Origin of the sequence: Marininema halotolerans (genome assembly GCF_900116235.1) — a bacterium.
GTDB classification, from domain to species: Bacteria; Bacillota; Bacilli; order Thermoactinomycetales; family DSM-45169; genus Marininema; species Marininema halotolerans.
In genome coordinates, this window is record NZ_FPAA01000015.1 from 1 (window position 1) to 16,230 (window position 16,230).

17 protein-coding genes and 2 pseudogenes are annotated in these 16,230 nt (G+C 41.6%); 12 read left to right on the forward strand and 7 right to left on the reverse strand.

Features of this window, described 5'->3' with window-relative positions:
• From CHX35_RS15435 to CHX35_RS15445, 3 genes are all read right to left on the reverse strand, one after another.
• A partial coding sequence (locus tag CHX35_RS15435; RefSeq protein WP_140413582.1) for a helix-turn-helix domain-containing protein occupies positions 1-94 on the reverse strand: 94 nt, incomplete at its 3' end.
• A gap of 197 nt (positions 95-291) precedes the next feature.
• The gene (locus CHX35_RS15440) at positions 292-1,833 is read right to left on the reverse strand and encodes a fumarate hydratase (RefSeq protein ID WP_091839122.1); all 1,542 of its coding nucleotides are present in this window, start codon (positions 1,831-1,833) and stop codon (positions 292-294) included.
• Between the two features lie 191 nt (positions 1,834-2,024).
• Positions 2,025-2,297, reverse strand: coding sequence for a DNA alkylation repair protein (locus CHX35_RS15445; protein ID WP_091839270.1), 273 nt, complete (start codon positions 2,295-2,297; stop codon positions 2,025-2,027).
• A gap of 95 nt (positions 2,298-2,392) precedes the next feature.
• On the opposite strand from CHX35_RS15445, the gene CHX35_RS15450 reads away from it, so the two are divergent.
• A complete protein-coding gene (locus CHX35_RS15450; protein ID WP_176392130.1) occupies positions 2,393-4,105 on the forward strand; it encodes a M2 family metallopeptidase in 1,713 nt (570 codons plus the stop codon).
• A gap of 88 nt (positions 4,106-4,193) precedes the next feature.
• Here CHX35_RS15450 and CHX35_RS15455 read toward each other — a convergent pair whose 3' ends face one another.
• Complete coding sequence (locus CHX35_RS15455; protein ID WP_091839128.1) at positions 4,194-4,955, reverse strand: hypothetical protein; 762 nt, start codon at positions 4,953-4,955, stop codon at positions 4,194-4,196.
• A 154-nt stretch (positions 4,956-5,109) separates the two neighbouring features.
• Here CHX35_RS15455 and CHX35_RS15460 point away from each other — a divergent pair, with 154 nt between their 5' ends.
• The 6 genes and pseudogenes from CHX35_RS15460 (at position 5,110) to CHX35_RS15495 (ending at position 9,470) form a co-directional block, all read left to right on the forward strand.
• Positions 5,110-5,616 carry a hypothetical protein gene (locus tag CHX35_RS15460; RefSeq protein WP_091839131.1) on the forward strand — a complete coding sequence of 169 codons (507 nt, stop codon included), beginning with the start codon at positions 5,110-5,112 and terminating at the stop codon, positions 5,614-5,616.
• A gap of 118 nt (positions 5,617-5,734) precedes the next feature.
• Positions 5,735-5,881, forward strand: a pseudogene (locus CHX35_RS15465) (helix-turn-helix domain-containing protein); the annotation flags it as partial.
• A gap of 967 nt (positions 5,882-6,848) precedes the next feature.
• Positions 6,849-7,310: a hypothetical protein gene (locus CHX35_RS15480; RefSeq protein WP_091839139.1), complete on the forward strand. Its 462-nt coding sequence runs from the start codon at positions 6,849-6,851 to the stop codon at positions 7,308-7,310.
• 513 nt (positions 7,311-7,823) lie between these two features.
• Positions 7,824-8,501, forward strand: a complete 678-nt coding sequence (locus CHX35_RS15485) for an AzlC family ABC transporter permease (protein WP_091839142.1) — start codon at positions 7,824-7,826, stop codon at positions 8,499-8,501.
• Positions 8,498-8,809 (forward strand): AzlD domain-containing protein, encoded by a 312-nt coding sequence (locus tag CHX35_RS15490; RefSeq protein ID WP_091839145.1) that lies wholly within the window; start codon positions 8,498-8,500, stop codon positions 8,807-8,809. Before CHX35_RS15485 ends, CHX35_RS15490 begins: the two co-directional genes overlap by 4 nt.
• A 157-nt stretch (positions 8,810-8,966) precedes the next feature.
• Positions 8,967-9,470, forward strand: coding sequence for a hypothetical protein (locus tag CHX35_RS15495; RefSeq protein ID WP_091839147.1), 504 nt, complete (start codon positions 8,967-8,969; stop codon positions 9,468-9,470).
• Between the two features lie 173 nt (positions 9,471-9,643).
• Here CHX35_RS15495 and CHX35_RS15500 read toward each other — a convergent pair whose 3' ends face one another.
• Both CHX35_RS15500 and CHX35_RS15505 read right to left on the reverse strand, forming a co-directional pair.
• Positions 9,644-10,057, reverse strand: coding sequence for a CHRD domain-containing protein (locus CHX35_RS15500; protein ID WP_091839151.1), 414 nt, complete (start codon positions 10,055-10,057; stop codon positions 9,644-9,646).
• Positions 10,058-10,505: 448 nt separating this feature from the next.
• Positions 10,506-10,796, reverse strand: coding sequence for a hypothetical protein (locus CHX35_RS15505; RefSeq protein ID WP_091839154.1), 291 nt, complete (start codon positions 10,794-10,796; stop codon positions 10,506-10,508).
• A gap of 278 nt (positions 10,797-11,074) precedes the next feature.
• Between CHX35_RS15505 and CHX35_RS15510 the strand changes: the two genes are divergently transcribed.
• The 5 genes and pseudogenes from CHX35_RS15510 to CHX35_RS15525 all read left to right on the forward strand — a co-directional run bounded on the left by CHX35_RS15510 (position 11,075) and on the right by CHX35_RS15525 (position 15,130).
• Entirely contained in the window at positions 11,075-11,509 is a 435-nt protein-coding gene (locus CHX35_RS15510) for a DUF6557 family protein (RefSeq protein WP_091839157.1), read from the forward strand.
• Positions 11,510-12,268: 759 nt separating this feature from the next.
• On the forward strand, positions 12,269-12,421 hold the full coding sequence (locus CHX35_RS17650; protein WP_176392131.1) for a hypothetical protein: 153 nt from the start codon (positions 12,269-12,271) through the stop codon (positions 12,419-12,421).
• 36 nt (positions 12,422-12,457) lie between these two features.
• Entirely contained in the window at positions 12,458-13,927 is a 1,470-nt protein-coding gene (locus CHX35_RS15515) for a recombinase family protein (RefSeq protein ID WP_091839159.1), read from the forward strand.
• Positions 13,928-13,940: 13 nt separating this feature from the next.
• A pseudogene (locus CHX35_RS15520) lies at positions 13,941-14,036 on the forward strand (LuxR C-terminal-related transcriptional regulator); the annotation flags it as partial.
• A gap of 143 nt (positions 14,037-14,179) precedes the next feature.
• Complete coding sequence (locus CHX35_RS15525; RefSeq protein ID WP_176392132.1) at positions 14,180-15,130, forward strand: polysaccharide deacetylase family protein; 951 nt, start codon at positions 14,180-14,182, stop codon at positions 15,128-15,130.
• Between the two features lie 41 nt (positions 15,131-15,171).
• On the opposite strand, the gene CHX35_RS15530 is transcribed toward CHX35_RS15525, so the two are convergent.
• Positions 15,172-16,125: a PIG-L family deacetylase gene (locus CHX35_RS15530; RefSeq protein WP_176392133.1), complete on the reverse strand. Its 954-nt coding sequence runs from the start codon at positions 16,123-16,125 to the stop codon at positions 15,172-15,174.
• Between the last annotated feature and the right edge of the window lie 105 nt (positions 16,126-16,230).

Consider the following 16,230-nt stretch of genomic DNA (forward strand, 5'->3'; position numbering starts at 1 on the left):
GGTTAAATACAAACCGACTACATCCAATGGATTTGTTAATGAGAATGGCTTGTTCCTTCGTTGGATACAAACGAAATTGAAACGCTTTGTGCATGGGTTCACCTCCCTTGTACTTAATTATATACGGGGATGGTTAGACTTACGAGAGGGGAAAAACGCCCCTCCCTCGTCTAACGCGCCGATTCATCCCCCACTTGTAGAAGTTGGGAGTATTCTCGGCGCAATTAAGATAATGAAGAACGGCTGGTCAATTATTGACCAGCCGTTTCGTAGTTTATTGTGATGTTGTTTTTAAGAAAAGACCGGATCCTTAAATTTCGCAAGGCGTTCGAGAGAAGTGCTCTCAACATCGCGATGGAGGCTGTTCCCATGGGCATCCATGGTGACGATGGCGGTGAATTTCTCCACTTGAAGGTGCCACATGGCTTCAGGTACTCCGAAATCCATAAAGTCCACACCATCGACCCCTGTGATGCAGTCTGCATAATATTGGGCAGCCCCACCAATGGCATTCAGATATACCGCTCCATGGTCTTTCAGGCCAGCAAGGGTTTTGGCTCCCATACCACCCTTTCCAATAACGGCACGAATGCCAAACTTTTTAATGATATCCGATTGATAAGGCTCTTCCCGGATACTGGTTGTTGGACCAGCTGCCTTCACTTCCCATTTGTCATCCTGATCTTTCAACATGACAGGACCGCAATGATAAATGACGCCCCCGGTAAGATCCACTGGAGAATCATGATCCATCAGGTATTTATGGAGTGCATCCCGACCGGTATGGATGCCACCGGTGATGGTAACGACATCTCCCACTTTCAGGCTCCGAATGGCTTCTTCTGAGATGGGAGGGGTCAACACCACTTCTCGCACGGACTCTTTAGAAACCGATTCCGTTTCTTCTACCGAGGATTCTTGGAGGGTACCCTCTGGCTCATCCTTGTATAGCCAACTGGTAATCTCCCCGGTTTCAGGGCTCAGGGTCACCCCTTGACGACGGAAAGCCCAGCAATTGTAGGCGACAGAGACATAGAAGCTGGCTGGGATCCGATGCATGCTTCCCACTTTACAACCGAGGAGAGTCGTGTTTCCTCCAAAGCCCATTGTCCCAATGGATAACTCGTTTGCATGCTCCATAATATAGTCTTCTAATTTGGCCAAATCAGGGTTGGCGTTGGTGTCATAAACCTTACGGAAAAGTTGCTTTTTCGCCAACTCGTAACCGGTTGTGCGGTCGCCACCAATTCCGACACCGATAAAACCGGCGCTACATCCTTGTCCCTGTGCTTGATAGACACTGTGCAGGACACACTTGCGGATCCCATCTAAATCACGCCCCGCACGTCCGAGTCCCTCGAGTTCACAAGGAAGGCTATATTGGATATTTTTGTTTTCGCAACCGCCACCCTTTAAGATCAGGCGAACATCAATCTCATCATGCTCCCACTGCTCGTAATGAATGACGGGTACACCTTCTCCTAAATTGTCGCCGCTGTTGGCACCTGTCAAGGAATCAACGGAATTAGGGCGTAGCTTACCGGTTTTGGTGGCTTCGACGATGGCTGCTTTAATCTGACGCGTAATCTCCAGTTGATTGACACCGACAGGAACATGAACATAAAAAGTGGGCATCCCAGTGTCTTGGCAGATCGGAGACACATTTTCCTCCGCCATGGTAATGTTATTGGAAATCGTTGAAAGAGCCAATGCCGAGCGGGTACCCGCATCTTCTTTGGCTTTTCCTTCGCGAACCGCAGCCCGTACATCCGGGGGAAGGTTCGTGGAAGTTTCGGTTATAAGTTCGAGGAGACTTTCCTTTAATGCACGCATCTTTGATACTCCTTTTCCATTTGAGAGAGTCGACTTCATAATGGCAGTCAAATCACCTCCCATTATACATCAAGATCCTGGTTTCTTCAGGGGAGATGTGATGGAAGATTGAATATCGATATGAAAAAACCCTTCAGAATAGAAGGGTTTTTTCAACGTGAAGGAGAGGAAATTTAAGGGGTTTCTACTTATCAGGGGGTGGGTGCAGATTGATTTGCGAGGGGTTGCGAGTTGCGTTGGGCAGTTTTAATAAATCGCTCTTCCGCTTCAACGACTCCACATACACCACATTGAACACGTAGGGACTCTCCGCGATAGGGTACCTGGAAGGGGTCGCCCGAAGCAACTTGTTCCACAATTGCCCCATTGGTTGGGTCTTTTCGGACCGGGGTTACTACTTGTTCAATCAAATTAAATCGGCTGCGATTGGTACCACATGCAGGGCAAAGGTATTTTTCATCCATTGAGTGAACACCTCCTCACTCTAGCATTCCCGAAGAAGGTGAGCTCATTCGACAGGAATGATTGCGTTAGAAAGAGAATCCATGAGGAGAAATGGTTGGGTTTTATCGATGCGAAGGGTGCAACTCAAATTATTTATAAACCGATCGACCATGATAAGGGAGGAAAAGTGGTGGCGAAGCATACAGAAAAATTGATCACCGATTTGACGAACCAGATGAGTGAAGCGGAAAAAAAGGTGATGGAAGCTTATTGGCAAGCTGCCACAGCCGGTGAGAAAAAAGCGGAAGAGAACAATTCCCACGCGTTAAAGGAATGGAAAGCGATTGTCTCTGATCCGAAGATCTATCAACAATTGCAAGATTGCAAAAAGGAAGGGGTCAGTAACCCGATTTTGGCACGTCAGGTTGAGTTATTACTGCTTGAATTCATGGAGAATCAAGCATCCAAGGAGGAAATTGCAGAAATACTTCGGTTGGAAACCGAGATTAAAAGTACCTTTGTCCATTTTCGAGCGAATGACCAAGGGAAAAAGGTGACGAATAATGAGTTGACAGCGATGCTAAAAAGCGAAAAGGATACCTATCGAAGAAAGGAAATTTGGAAAGCGAGTAAGGAAATTGGTCGCTTAGTCGCAGATAATATCCGTGAGCTTGTGCGAAGAAGAAATGAAGTAGCTCGTAAGCAGGGACTACGAGACTACTATGCGATGTCGTTAACGTTACAGGAATTAAATGAAGAGAAGTTGTTTCAGCTATTGGCAGAACTTAAGGAACAGACCGATCAACCCTATACGGAGATTAAAAAAGAGATGGATCAAGTGATTGCGGCTCGCTATCTCTATTTGCGTCCGGAGGGCGTGCGCCCCTGGCATTATGAGGATCCTTTCTTTCAGGAAGCTCCGATGGTTTTCGATGTAAACATCGATGAGGTATTTGCGGATCACAAACTGGAAGAGTTAGCCGAACGCACCTTTCAAGAGATGGGCTTTGCGGTACAAGGAATCCTTGATCAGAGTGATCTATATGAACGCGATAGAAAATCTCCCTATGCCTTTTGTATCGATATCGATCGAAAGGGTGATACGCGAATTCTATGCAATCTTCAGTCGAATGCCTATTGGATGAATACCCTTTTACACGAGCTTGGTCATGGTGTCTATCAAATCAACGTGAATCCCGAACTCCCCTTTCTATTGCGAAAGGCTACACATCCCTCCAGTACAGAAGCGATTGCCCTGATGATGGAACAGTTAGGAAAGTCACCAACATGGCTTTCCCATATTGTGGGTGTTGAGACATCGGCCCTCGAGAAAATGACGGAACCCCTTGCCAAACAGATGAAGCTGAGTCAGCTGATTTCTGTACGGTGGTGTTTAGTGATGATCCACTTTGAACGGGAGTTGTACCTTGATCCCGATCAAGATCTTAATCGACTTTGGTGGGATCTGGTGGAGCAATTTCAATTTGTTCCACGGCCAGAGGGGCGGGATGAACCGGATTGGGCGGCGAAAGTCCATTTGGGGGCATTCCCTGTATACTATCAAAATTACTTACTCGGTGAGCTGACGGCCTCTCAATTGCTTGCGACAGTATCTAAGGAGTTTCCCAAGAAGGATCACCCTCTAGTGGAAAATGAGGCGGTTGGAGGCTTTCTTAAAGACCGTTTCTTTCGAGAGGGGGCACGTTATCGGTGGGATGAACTGATCGAACAGGCGACGGGGGAGAAGTTGAACCCAGAGTATTTTGTCAGCCAATTTGTGGAGAATGTTTCTAATGACGAGGAGAAGCAGGTGGCTAGTAAAAAATAGCGATGATCGTGGTAAGAAAGATGATCACGTTAAGAAGCTGACCAAAAAAAGGGTGGTCAGCTTCTTTATGTTCCATCAAAGGGAAGAATTACTCTGTTGAGTCGGATTGGGTGGTGGAAGAAGGTTGCCACTCCTCACAACGACGACTCACTTGTTGGAAGTGGTCGCGAATTTGTTCTTTACTCCATCCCTTATCCGTGTACAAAAGGAGATGATCCAACCAGAGCGGATACCAGGAAAGTCTCATTACTTCCTGGGTAAAAGCATGGGCGGCGATTTCACGAAGACGGGTGAGGCGTTCCCGAATTTCAATGGGTCCCCACTTCTTTTTCACGACGCGGGGTAAGCGACCGTCTGTTCTGCCAAGGCGTGTACTTTCTAGATGGTGGAACCATTCGTGGAAGAGGTGAAGCGCGATGAGATCCTCCTCTTTGACAGTAAATCCTTCTTGCTTAAAGAACGTTTCGAGTTGTTCCAAGGATGCCCGGTAAATTTCAATCACCGCTGGCTTGGTTCGATATTGGGCGCGAACCCATCCATCATGATCCTTTTGTCGGCGGAGAAAGGAGACACGGACACCTGTGTGGATGACACGGTCCATCCAATACCCAAGATTCCCATCATACTGATAACTCGTTGCTGCTAATTTGCCAAAGGAGAGGGCACCATTAATGCACTCAGGTATTTTTTGTGGGGCAAGATAGGAGAACATCTCGTCTTGTTCTAACTCGGTATAAGCGAGCTCAAAGGGAGAAAGTGTGGGCCACTTTTGTGCAAGCTGAATGTTGCACAAAGGATTGGACGATGGGGGATCCTTCTCTTTCAGGACAAGCGGTGTTTTCTTCTCCATATCCTCCCTCCTTGATCATGATTCAGATTGGTTCGTTTCCTAGGCTATGATCCAACCAGCTTGACTCATTCTCCCTAACAGGATGGCCCTAAAAAATTAAGGGATGAAAGAGGGGATCTTAGCACAGGTTACGGGTGGAGGAGGGAGCGGAAAAATGTATCTACACGGTATTCCCTTTGTGTATTTAGTTCACCAGTATCCAACGATTCATCCGAAGAAGGAGACTGCCCGCAGAAGTCCGTCGCATTTAGCGGATACGCTCCATCTAAAAAGGGATCTTGGTTTTGTACCCATTCATTTATTAAGGACATCCTCAGGGTATCCGTTGGAGGTTTGCATCAAAGAATGCTTACGTTACGGTGATACGGTATTTGCCTTTTCTGCTCTATCCACAGCGGTGGTCCAGTTAAGTGCACATGAATGGGGCGTACACCAACTAACACTGGAACAGCCCGGTTGGATTCTTACGATCCGGCCATCATCATTATCGTGGTTGCAAAGGCACTTTCCCTCTGTCCCCATCGTCCTAACCCAATGGAATCGTAAAGAAAAACGAAAAAACCGTTATCCAAGACACCCCTTTTACGTACCGAAACCTTCACTCCCATGGCGAGAAGCGCATAGGATACGGAAGCCGCGGATCTTCCATGAGCAGAAGTGATGGACTCCTGCCTAAATTGAAACACGAACGCACCACGAAATAAGCCCGTTCATACAATAACCTGACTGAGTCCCTTACCCTCGTGTTCCAAGAGTCCGAGCAAGGAGGGGTGGCGCAATTGAGCAACCAGAAAGGGAAGCCCTTGTTAACAAACAGGGAAAGGGAAGTATTCGAGCTATTAGTGCAGGACAAAACGACAAAAGAGATCGCCCAACAGCTCTTCATCAGTGAAAAGACCGTCCGGAATCATATTTCAAATGTGATGTGTACCTTTTCAGGGAACATGAATGAAGCGGCGCGGTGGTGTTATCCAACGGGCCGCTTCATTTTGGTTCCGGCAGATATTTTTTTTAGTTGCCGGGTATCTTTTCAGAAATGGTTAAACACATTGTTCTCCAGCTTCCTGTAATGAAAGTGCCTTTCTCAATTTTCTAATTATGAAAAATACTTTATAATAAAAATAATTTATGAATAGGAGGGGAAACATCTAACTTAATAAAAATTATCGTATATTTAATATATTAAAAAGGGGCATTCATAAAAAATGATTAAAAGAAAATTGACAGTTACAATATGTATGATTTTTATTACACCCATATATATTTTTGTAATTTCCAAAGACAGCTTCCTAATGGAGGGGGCGTTCCTTCCTGCTTATATAGTACATTTACTTTTTTCTGTGCCTGTTTTTCTTCTTTATGCCCTTCCTGTGTCGATTTTTTCTGAATTTTTATCAAAAAAACATCATTATCGATGGCTAGTATCGTTATTTATTCATATAGGATTCACTAGTATTTTAATCATTCTCCTTCCTTTACTTATTGACAATGGTTATCAGGTATTTGAATTTACGTTCTTTTTTGATCGATTCATTCCATTGAATTTTATTGCTTTCTTATATTGGTTAGTTGATGAATGGTTTATATGGCTATGGAGAGAGGAATCAGCAAATGAAATAACAAAATAAATGGGGGGTATCTATTGGCAGAATACGATAAGAAAAACTTCTCGAAGCAATGGATCACCAAAAGAAAGAAGTCCTCAATACGATTCCAAAGGGACTTTCTACACAACAGGATAATCAATACGCTAGATACTATCATCTACTTTACCCTTATAACTTTTAAAATAGGTTATGAAAGTGCCCGTTTTCGTGCATTCAATCTATTGTTCCTATCCATTTATTTAATTGAAACATAGGATATGAAACACGAATAAGGGAGGTTGAAAAGATGAGTTCGAATAACTTTTTGGTGAGTGTTTGTAATGATATCCGAATACAGCGTTTTATCCCAGCCATAGGTACATCAGGTCCTGAAGTATTACGTTTTTGTTTAGGAGTTGTAGGTGACGTTGGAGGTAGTGCTGGTTTTGTGGTACCCTTCCTTGAAGTAAAGGCATTGTTTGATCGAACGTTTGGTGCTGCTTGGAACAATCGGTTACTTCTTGAACGTGGCGAGACCCCCCCAAAAAGTGTTTTCCCTCCCCGTTTCTTGAACTTCTCACCCAGTATCGAAGAGTTTGCTAGGGTGGTTGGAGATACCTTCGCTCCTCTCATGAAGAAATTATTTAATGCCAATTTACAATTTGTACGTGTAATCCCTATCACTGATCCAGTTCTAGTTGACTCGTCAGCAACTTACTTTATAAGAAAGGCTCCTACCCAAAACGTAAAGGTGAAAACAAAAAAATAAAAGCAAACGAATAGAGCAAATCCATTTAACCAACTTATTAATCTTGCATAGCACGAATCTGCTCAGCTATAGTCCTCTGATAAAGTTTGATATGATATGGTTAGGCTCCCCAAAAACACTGGTATACCAGTGTTTTTTTGAGTATTTCGAATAAAAAATAGAAGTAAGATCCCGATTCACTGATCACATAACTCATTTTTGAGAAAAGAGGAGGGGAAATGGTGGTTCAAAAGCTACATAACTTATAACTAACTATAGGAAATTTAACATTAGGATTCGTATACATTCTAAAAATGATTAAAGGGACCCTCCACCGCGTTTATACGAATCAATAGATTTACTGTAGTCGCCTATAAAGTTCCTGAGGAGTTGGGGTGTGGGTTAGTCATCAACTTAGTGAATATTCCAATAGGGGTATTAAATCGTATCATCCAAAACTATTTTCAACAGTCGAGAAGGGGAAATTTAGATGCAGGGACACATTTTTTACCTTTAAGAAAGAAGGTTTATAGTTTGAAAAAACAATCATTTAAGAAAGGGATCCTAGTTGCGGTCCCCATAGCGGTTGGTTACATTCCAATAGCTCTAACATTTGGATTAATTGCTCAACAATCAGGGGTTTCACTTCTGCATACCGTATTAATGTCTGGACTGGTGTTTGCAGGAGCTAGTCAATTTATGGCGATTAATATGATGATGTCTGGATCAGGAGGTCTTGAAATTGTTTTAGCCAGTTTTATTTTGAACTTTAGACATTTTGTCATGAGTATTTCTCTTCAAGATAAATTATCTAGTATATCAAAATTAAATAAAATATTACTAACATCCGGGATAACTGATGAAACATTTGCTGTCGCTTCATTACATGAGGAAAAATCAGATCGCTTTTTTTTCTCAGGTCTTTTCCTCACCTCATATATATCATGGATCATTGGTACTATTCTCGGTGGAGTACTATCTAATGTAATTCCAGCGGATATTAGTGAGAGTATGTCAATTTCTCTTTACGCTATGTTTATCGGGTTGCTTATTCCTGCAGTTCGAAAATCATGGAAGTATTTTGTAGTATCGGGTTTTGGTCTGGGTTTAAATACTCTTATTAGCTTGTTTTTGAGTACTGGCTGGTCAATTGTTTTGGCGACACTAGGGGGCGCATTGTTGGGTATCCTTTTTACTAGGAGGAAATCATGACAAACCATATAGCTTTTATTATCTTAGGGATGTCTTTGGTAACTTTGATTCCACGATGGTTACCTGTCTGGCTTGTCGATCGTTTTACTCCACCCTCGTGGGTTAGAGACTGGCTAAATAATATTCCGTATGCAGCCTTAGGAGCTTTAATATTTCCAGGAATATTATCAGTGGAAAAAGAAGAGCCGCTAATTGGATTTATGGGTGGAATTGTGGCAGTAGGATTAGCCTATTTCCGCTTTCATATTATTATTGTCGTTTTAGGTGCTATATTAACGGTTTTCATGCTTAAATATTTATTATTTTAACCCAGACAGAAGTATGTTAGTGTGCATTTCTACGTTAATCATTGAAATATTTTTTTCCTACAATATATAACTACAAATGAAATAATTAATCGCGTATTATGGAGTTGTAAATTTTCGGTGACGAACAATGAGATCTAGAGAGAATGGAGATTATTTTATGAGAGATATTATAAAAGAAGTGATCGAATTAGAGAGGGATATTCACAGACTGCATGAGCAGATGTACGCTTTCTCACTCATTAGAGAGGATGGAAGTGAGGAGGAATATGCAAAAATTGAAGGAGAAGCTGAAGCTAATTATGAACAAATCTTCGCTTATCATCAAAGGGTAAGAGAGATAGGTAAACAACTTACACTGGAGGAAATGGTTGAACTGATTTTAAATCATTCCTTTCAATTGGATTACTATCCAACGCTTGACGCGGATCAATCCTTTCAGCGTGGTGTTCTTAATTATTGCTTGAAAGCAGACGGTTTTTATGAACTTTTTACCCAAAAAGAACATACGACACCTGAAGAGGTCTCAGGGAAGATTGAAAAAGTTTATCATTCCTCCATGCTGAAAGTATTTAATATAAATCCGAAGAGAGGAAACTTCTATAAAAATTGGTTTGGTCCCGAATATCATTTAGTCATTCAATATCGTCCCACTCTTTCGTAAATGCGTTGTGCCAAAATAATAAAAGCCATTCAATCAAGCTAAGTGATTGGTATTATTCCCTCAAGGTAGACAGTGTAAAAAAGCCATTATGATATATGATGGCTTAAATACTGAATTACCGAGTGTCTTTTTGTGTTCTATCAAGAAGTAATTTCTACTAGTCTTGTTATGATTTATTGACTAATCGAACTACGTACTTGCCCCCGTATTACACCATTGGGAAATCGTTCATTGTGTGCATTCGTATAAATGTTGCCTTGGCGTATTTGATTGACCAATTCGGCAATTGTTGAATTTTCAAGGGGCCCAGTCAGGTCAGTACTCCGAATGGTACCTGTGATGATACCTAAGGGGGTGCTAATTCCTGAAGTTGTGGTATTAAAAAGAATTGCCACAATGGGTCCATTAATCCCTCGAGGTGCAAGGTGAAGGTGAGCACGTGTGAGCTTGTTAATGTTCGATAGCCTGAGTTTATACCGAAGGAGAGTCTGGTTTTGATTCACCCTTAAATGGAGAACTCCAGAAGCTCGGGTTTGAACAGGAGGAACTTCCTCTTTGCCCACTAAAATAGAGATAAACCTACTCATTAATCATCACCTCGTGTTGCCATACTATTCTAGGATTCTTTCTTTTGAAACGGCACATATTTAGGGCTTGCAAAACCTCGTAAAATAAAGTATCTTTCCCCGTGAGAGTGCTCTTTTTGATTGTTTGTTTTGCGATTGGTGTTTCAAAACAACTGCACGAAGAAACTTCTTTTTTCTCCTGAAATTCGGCTAATCGACAGCCCTGATAAAGCTCGATATGATATGATCCTGAAGTATGAGGATATGTCCGCGACAGTGCTATAGTCCCCTGTTCTGCTCCATTCCGTTTTATAAGCCTGGCCAGATTCCAGGGGACCCTTTCTGAGCGATGGCAAGGGTCAAAGTTAGTAAAGGTTAAATAGTTAAATACTGACTGTCCTTTCTGGTTGAATCTAACTGATATAATATTGGGTTACTATTTAAGAGGATATAAAAAGCACCTCAAGGATTAATCCTTGAGGTGCTTTTTCACTAGATCCTTTTCGTTTGTGGCATATATGATCAACAAACGTTCCCAAAATAGTCCCCACTTTATCTCTTTGGATATATAAAGGGCTTCATGTCGGTTGGCATCAATCCAACCGAACATATTCAATTTGGAATACGGATTCGTCCATTCGGGATCTGTTTCGTAGGCTCGAATTAAAAAGGGACGTATCTCCTCTAAAAGTTCCCCTGGATCGGTGGCACGGGAACGCTCCCACTTATTCCGTAGCACTCTCATTTCAAAAGTATGCAAGGGTTTCCCTCCTCTTAAATCTGTTATACTAGTGTCTTTGTAAGACGCTAACCATTGAACGTTTATTGTTTCGCAAAAGACTTTATTATTTTTTTTTTGAAAATTGACCACAAAAAATCGATTAATTACGAATAATATATTAGACGGGGTAAAAATATGAGACCGATTTCTGTGGTTGCTGAAATGATCTTTGCTGATTTAATTAATGCTCTATGCATTCCCGAGCTGACGCTCCCCAAGATCGAAGAAGAATTGTAGTATCTATAATGGAGGGAACTATGCTTACATTTAAAGAGTTGATTATTAATACAGATTTCGCGAAGGTATGGGAAAAGTTTATTATACATTATCCAGATTTTAAGGATAAAAAGGTAAATTTTAATTCGTTTTATAAAAAATTGAAATTCACTCCACCTTCAGCTAACAGAACTAACATGTACATTTACATCAATGTATATCAAGAGGATACTGATGGGCAGACAATATGGACCCAAAAATTCACTGAAGATGATGATTCACTTCATTTTGATGTTTGTGGTATGGATGACGAATGGACTGGATACTCTCTTGCAGCAAGCAAATTTCATGAGTGGCTAGGGTATTACATAGACGAAGAATCATTAAACACTATGACAAACGACAGTTTTGTTGCTCATTGTCTTTATGAAATGACATTTTATTATGGAGATGATGATACAAAGTCTTTGGAATAGGGGAATCGATTTTGCAGAGCGTTCGAGGCCAACAGGTTTGAGGCAACTAACCAATAAAAGAAAAAATTTGTGAGGTTGGGTAAATATGTACTCTGCAATGGCATATATTATAGGGATAATCTCTATCATAATAGGAATATCTAATTCAATTAAGTGGGTCAATAAGAGGAATTGGTTGAGGCTTGTAATTTCAATTTTAACGACACTCTTTATTACTTTCCTCATGATATTAAAAATTCTCCTTGCAATTATATCATGAGCTTGCTCTTGGGAATCCCCAATGTAGTACTCGAAACTCATCTAAAAAAGAGGCTCCGTGCAGTTAACACGGGGCCTCTTTTGTTTAGTCATCTAGCGAGAATTTCATATTATAAATACCTTTGTCATCAGAGTTATCCCTGATAGCTGTTAAAGTAAACAATTGGATTTTGCTATTCTTCGCCAGTTGAATAATTGGTCGCACCACGTGATAGTCCATGCATTAGCTGTCTATGTAGCGTATCAGGCATACAGAAAGAAGTAACCCGATCCCCTGGCAAAGGCGTGCGGGTTACTTCTCGCAAGCTGTGGCCCTTTGTTTACGGTAGCTACCACGGGGCGGTAGGGGTGCCACCCTGCCGCCTTTACTATTTCTATCCAGAGGATATCATGGATATGCTTGGCCCTCAAGATCATTCGGAGCATTGAATGATCTATTTTTGTTGAATTAGGGTTGTTTAACTGTCCTACCGACATAGGTCTAGGACTGAGGTGGTTATGATGGATAAGAGAGAAAAGCGGAATTTTAAATTACGTATTGTTCGTGAAACATTTGGTTCGAAAGAAATTAAACAGGCATTTCGAGAAGCTCTCGAACCTTATTTTAAATCAGATGAAGATAAAGATAAGAACTCTAAAACTGCCGCCCAATAAACGGGCGGTTTTGTTATATATAGGAGGAAAATCGATATGAGTGCTGAATATGCCGTCTATGTACGTGTATCAACCGATAAAGAAGAGCAAATATCATCCGTGGAGAATCAAATTGATATTTGTAGAAATTGGCTAGAACGGAATGGGTACGAGTGGGATGAGAATCAAGTGTTTAAAGATGAAGGGATAAGTGGGACATTATTCACAGACCGACCCTCGATCCAATTGATTCTCAGAAAAGCAAAGGCAAAAGAGATCAGTATGGTTGTGTTTAAATCCATCAGTCGTTTAGCGAGAGATTTAAAGGATTCATTAGAAATCAGAGAAGTATTTATTGCTCATAATGTGCGTATTATCTCAGTTGAAGAGGGATATGATTCCCACAAAGCAGGAAAAAATGATATGGCTTTTGAACTTTGGTCGTTATTTTCAGCTCAGTATAGTCGTACGCTGTCTTCCGGTATTTCTGCAGCACTCGCTGCAAAAGTAAGGCGAGGAGAACATATAGGAAAAACTCCCTATGGATATGATAAGGTGAATGGATTTCTTCAAATGAATGAAGAGGAGGCGAACGTCGTTCATAAAATATTCGACTGGTACATCCAAGGGTGGGGATATAAGCGGATTATGAAGGAATTAAATTTCCGCGGTATAAGACCTAAAACCATTAGTAAATGGCAGATCACTTCCGTTCAACGCATTATTCGAAATCCTATTTATTGTGGGGATTTTATTCTTAATCAGTACACCGTAATAAAATCGAATGGACGTAGAAAGCAAATAAAAAACCCGCGGGAAAAATGGATTTATTTTAAGGATCACCATCTACCCATTATCCCAAAGGATATATGGAGACAAGCAAATAAAGACTCTGTGAAAAAACGATCGTTTACGCCTTGGAATGAATTTCGCGGAATAATGAAATGTAAGGTTTGTGGTTCTAATATGATTATTAATCGTTCAGTAAAAAAACGTAGTGATGGAAGTAAGGTGAATTGGGATTATCTAAAATGCAGTAAGTATCGACGAGGGGGGGTATATGGATGTATAAATCATGCCCCTATTTTATATGAGGATTTTCGAGGGATGATTCTAGAAACTCTTCTTAGTAAAGCAGAGTCGCTTACAATCCGCTTAAAGAGTCATGTTCAAAAAAAGAAGGAAGCTGAACGGAGTCAACTCATCGCTTCCAAAGAGCAGAATAGTAAGAGAAAAGATAAATTACTTGATTTGTATCTTGATCAACTAATTAATAAAGATGAATTTGAACAGAGGAGAAGAGAGATTGAAGAAAACATAGTGACGATCGAGGATAAGATTCTTCATTTGGAGAAAAGGGAAGGGATGGCACAAGACATTGAAACCATTCGCGAGGCGTTTGCACAACTGGAGGATCGAGAGCAAGACCTATATAAGGTCTTTTCGATATTAATCGAGGTGATTCGTATTCACCCAGACAAAGCTATTGAAATTGACTACACATTTGAGGAATCGGTTCATACGTGATCGTGTTCCTGAAAGGGTATACATTTCAAATGTGATGCAAAAATTGAACGTTAAGGGACGGTCTCAAGCCGTGGTTGAATTGGTGAGACTAGGAGATCTGAAAATCTGAATCACCCCTGTGGATACCCTACCCAATCGAGTAGGGTTTCTTTGCGGGGTGATACCTATGTAACCCTGAAATATATGAATATTTTATTTGTATTGCATTATTTATATTGCGGTATTATTCTATTCCCAGAGGAGAGTGAGCGGATGAATAGAAAACTCTGGGGATTTTCATTGTTTTTGGTTATTTTTATCGGGGTTATCTGGATGTGGAATGGTTCTACAGATGCTCAAGAAGAAAAGTCTGCCTTTTCGCCAAAGTCATCCGAACAAAAACAAGCCCCCTCTCAACCGATTGAGAAAAAACGGGGACAAGCTTCTAGTAAACCAGTGGAACAACCGGAGGAGAAGCCTAAAAAAACTCCACCAGAGAAAAAGGAAACACAGGAACCGGCAAAAGATAAACAACAGCCATCCGACAAGGCAGATTCTCCGGATGATCCCGATCAGGTGGATCATTCCAATGACCGATCAGCGTCAACACCGAGAGTGGTTTATCAGGGGCCATCTACTTCGAAGCAAGTGGCAATTACCTTTGATGATGGACCTGACGGGAAATATACGCCGCAAATCTTGGATATTCTTCAACAAAAACAAGTGGCAGCTACTTTTTTTGTAATCGGTCAAGAAGTGCGTAAACATCCAGCGGTGGCGAAACGGATCGTTAATGAGAATCATATCATTGCCAATCATACCTGGGATCATTCCTACCTACCTAAGCTCTCCGAGTCCAGAATTATTGGGGAGTTAAACCGAAATTACCGAGAAGTTTATAAAACCACGGGAAAGAAAATGTCCTTGATGCGTCCTCCTTATGGTGCAACTAAAGGGATTGAAAAAAACCTTTATCAACAGGGATATCAAATAATTAATTGGGACATTGATTCCCGGGATTGGACGATGCCATCGCCTGTAACCATTCAGCAAAAAGTATTTGCCCACGTAAAATCAGGGAGTATTATCCTGCTTCATTCTGGGGGAGGGGATCGTTCTCGAACGGTTCGTGCGTTACCAGGACTTATCGATAAATTAAGAAATCAGGGCTATCAATTTACGACAGTGGATCGATTGATTGGGGTTTCTCCCTATCGCGAGTGATCTCATACTTAATTATTGAAAGAAAGAAACGGCTGGGTGTTTTACCCAGCCGTTTCTTTCTTGTTTGATGGTGCGATTTGCGGGAGATACCAGGAAGTGTAGGTTGCTTTGATCAGCGCATCAAATTGCTTTGGTACCGAGTGATACCCCGTTGCATATGACCCTTGTTTGGGATCATAGTCGCGATAGACATCCATACTCTGTACTAAACGAATATAGGCCTTACTCCCTTTTTTAATGGTGGAAATGTGTTTTTTAAATGGGATATCGACCTTGGCAAATCGATCGGTATAGATGGAGACAAAGTAGTGAACTTGTGATGCGGAAATTTTATTGGTTTGAATAGCGTTCGCTAATTCTTTTCCGATTAAGGCATGGTCAGGGTGTACATCGTATGGGGACATGGTTCTAAAATCAGCACCCGGAAATTTTTTCAAGGCGGAATCGATTACTGACTGTACCTGGGAAGGAGTAAAATGATCATTGGGGAGTGAATAGGTGCGAATATGGCTAGAAGGAATTCCTAACACCTTAGCTACGCGGTAAAAGTCCCTGATTCGCGCTTTCCCAAACTCTTTTCGTGATAGAGAACCGTCAGCAAAATGCTCCTCGTTGGGGGAATGGATGCGTCCATGCCATCGACATAGGATGGGCTCCCCGACCCGATTCTTATTGACGGATTGATGATCATAGTGGCCATTGAGGACTTCTCGAGCAATTGATTCTTCTCCCTGAGAAAATAGAATCAGATAGATTGGGCGTCCACGCTGACGTTCTTTTTGAATATCGACGCCATAAGTTAATGTCTCATCGTCTGCATGAGGGACCAAATAGATCACCGGGCGGGGAATTGCTTTCTTGGTCTTGGCCTGTGCCAGGGTGTTTTTTTCAGAGGTCGCTAATGTCTGACTGTTTACATAAGGGACTTCTTCGTTAATGAGGGCCCAGCAAATGATGAGCAAAAGAAGGAGAATGAGTCCGTGTGTTTTCTTCATAGTCGTCACGCTTTCCATCGATAAACGAAAGGTTAGTGAATATATGAGCCTTATGGTATCGGAAAGTTGTGTACAAGGCTATGCCTTTGTTTATTCCTTTTGAGG

Excerpts from the sequence above, each read along its gene's own strand:
- CHX35_RS15440 (WP_091839122.1), bottom strand. The coding sequence starts at position 1,833 with ATGCGTGCATTAAAGGAAAGTCTCCTCGAACTTATAACCGAAACTTCC.
- CHX35_RS15445 (WP_091839270.1), bottom strand. The coding sequence starts at position 2,297 with ATGGATGAAAAATACCTTTGCCCTGCATGTGGTACCAATCGCAGCCGA.
- CHX35_RS15455 (WP_091839128.1), bottom strand. The coding sequence starts at position 4,955 with ATGGAGAAGAAAACACCGCTTGTCCTGAAAGAGAAGGATCCCCCATCG.
- CHX35_RS15460 (WP_091839131.1), top strand. The coding sequence starts at position 5,110 with ATGTATCTACACGGTATTCCCTTTGTGTATTTAGTTCACCAGTATCCA.
- CHX35_RS15480 (WP_091839139.1), top strand. The coding sequence starts at position 6,849 with ATGAGTTCGAATAACTTTTTGGTGAGTGTTTGTAATGATATCCGAATA.
- CHX35_RS15490 (WP_091839145.1), top strand. The coding sequence starts at position 8,498 with ATGACAAACCATATAGCTTTTATTATCTTAGGGATGTCTTTGGTAACT.
- CHX35_RS15495 (WP_091839147.1), top strand. The coding sequence starts at position 8,967 with ATGAGAGATATTATAAAAGAAGTGATCGAATTAGAGAGGGATATTCAC.
- CHX35_RS15500 (WP_091839151.1), bottom strand. The coding sequence starts at position 10,057 with ATGAGTAGGTTTATCTCTATTTTAGTGGGCAAAGAGGAAGTTCCTCCT.
- CHX35_RS15510 (WP_091839157.1), top strand. The coding sequence starts at position 11,075 with ATGCTTACATTTAAAGAGTTGATTATTAATACAGATTTCGCGAAGGTA.
- CHX35_RS17650 (WP_176392131.1), top strand. The coding sequence starts at position 12,269 with ATGGATAAGAGAGAAAAGCGGAATTTTAAATTACGTATTGTTCGTGAA.
- CHX35_RS15515 (WP_091839159.1), top strand. The coding sequence starts at position 12,458 with ATGAGTGCTGAATATGCCGTCTATGTACGTGTATCAACCGATAAAGAA.
- CHX35_RS15525 (WP_176392132.1), top strand. The coding sequence starts at position 14,180 with ATGAATAGAAAACTCTGGGGATTTTCATTGTTTTTGGTTATTTTTATC.
- CHX35_RS15530 (WP_176392133.1), bottom strand. The coding sequence starts at position 16,125 with ATGAAGAAAACACACGGACTCATTCTCCTTCTTTTGCTCATCATTTGC.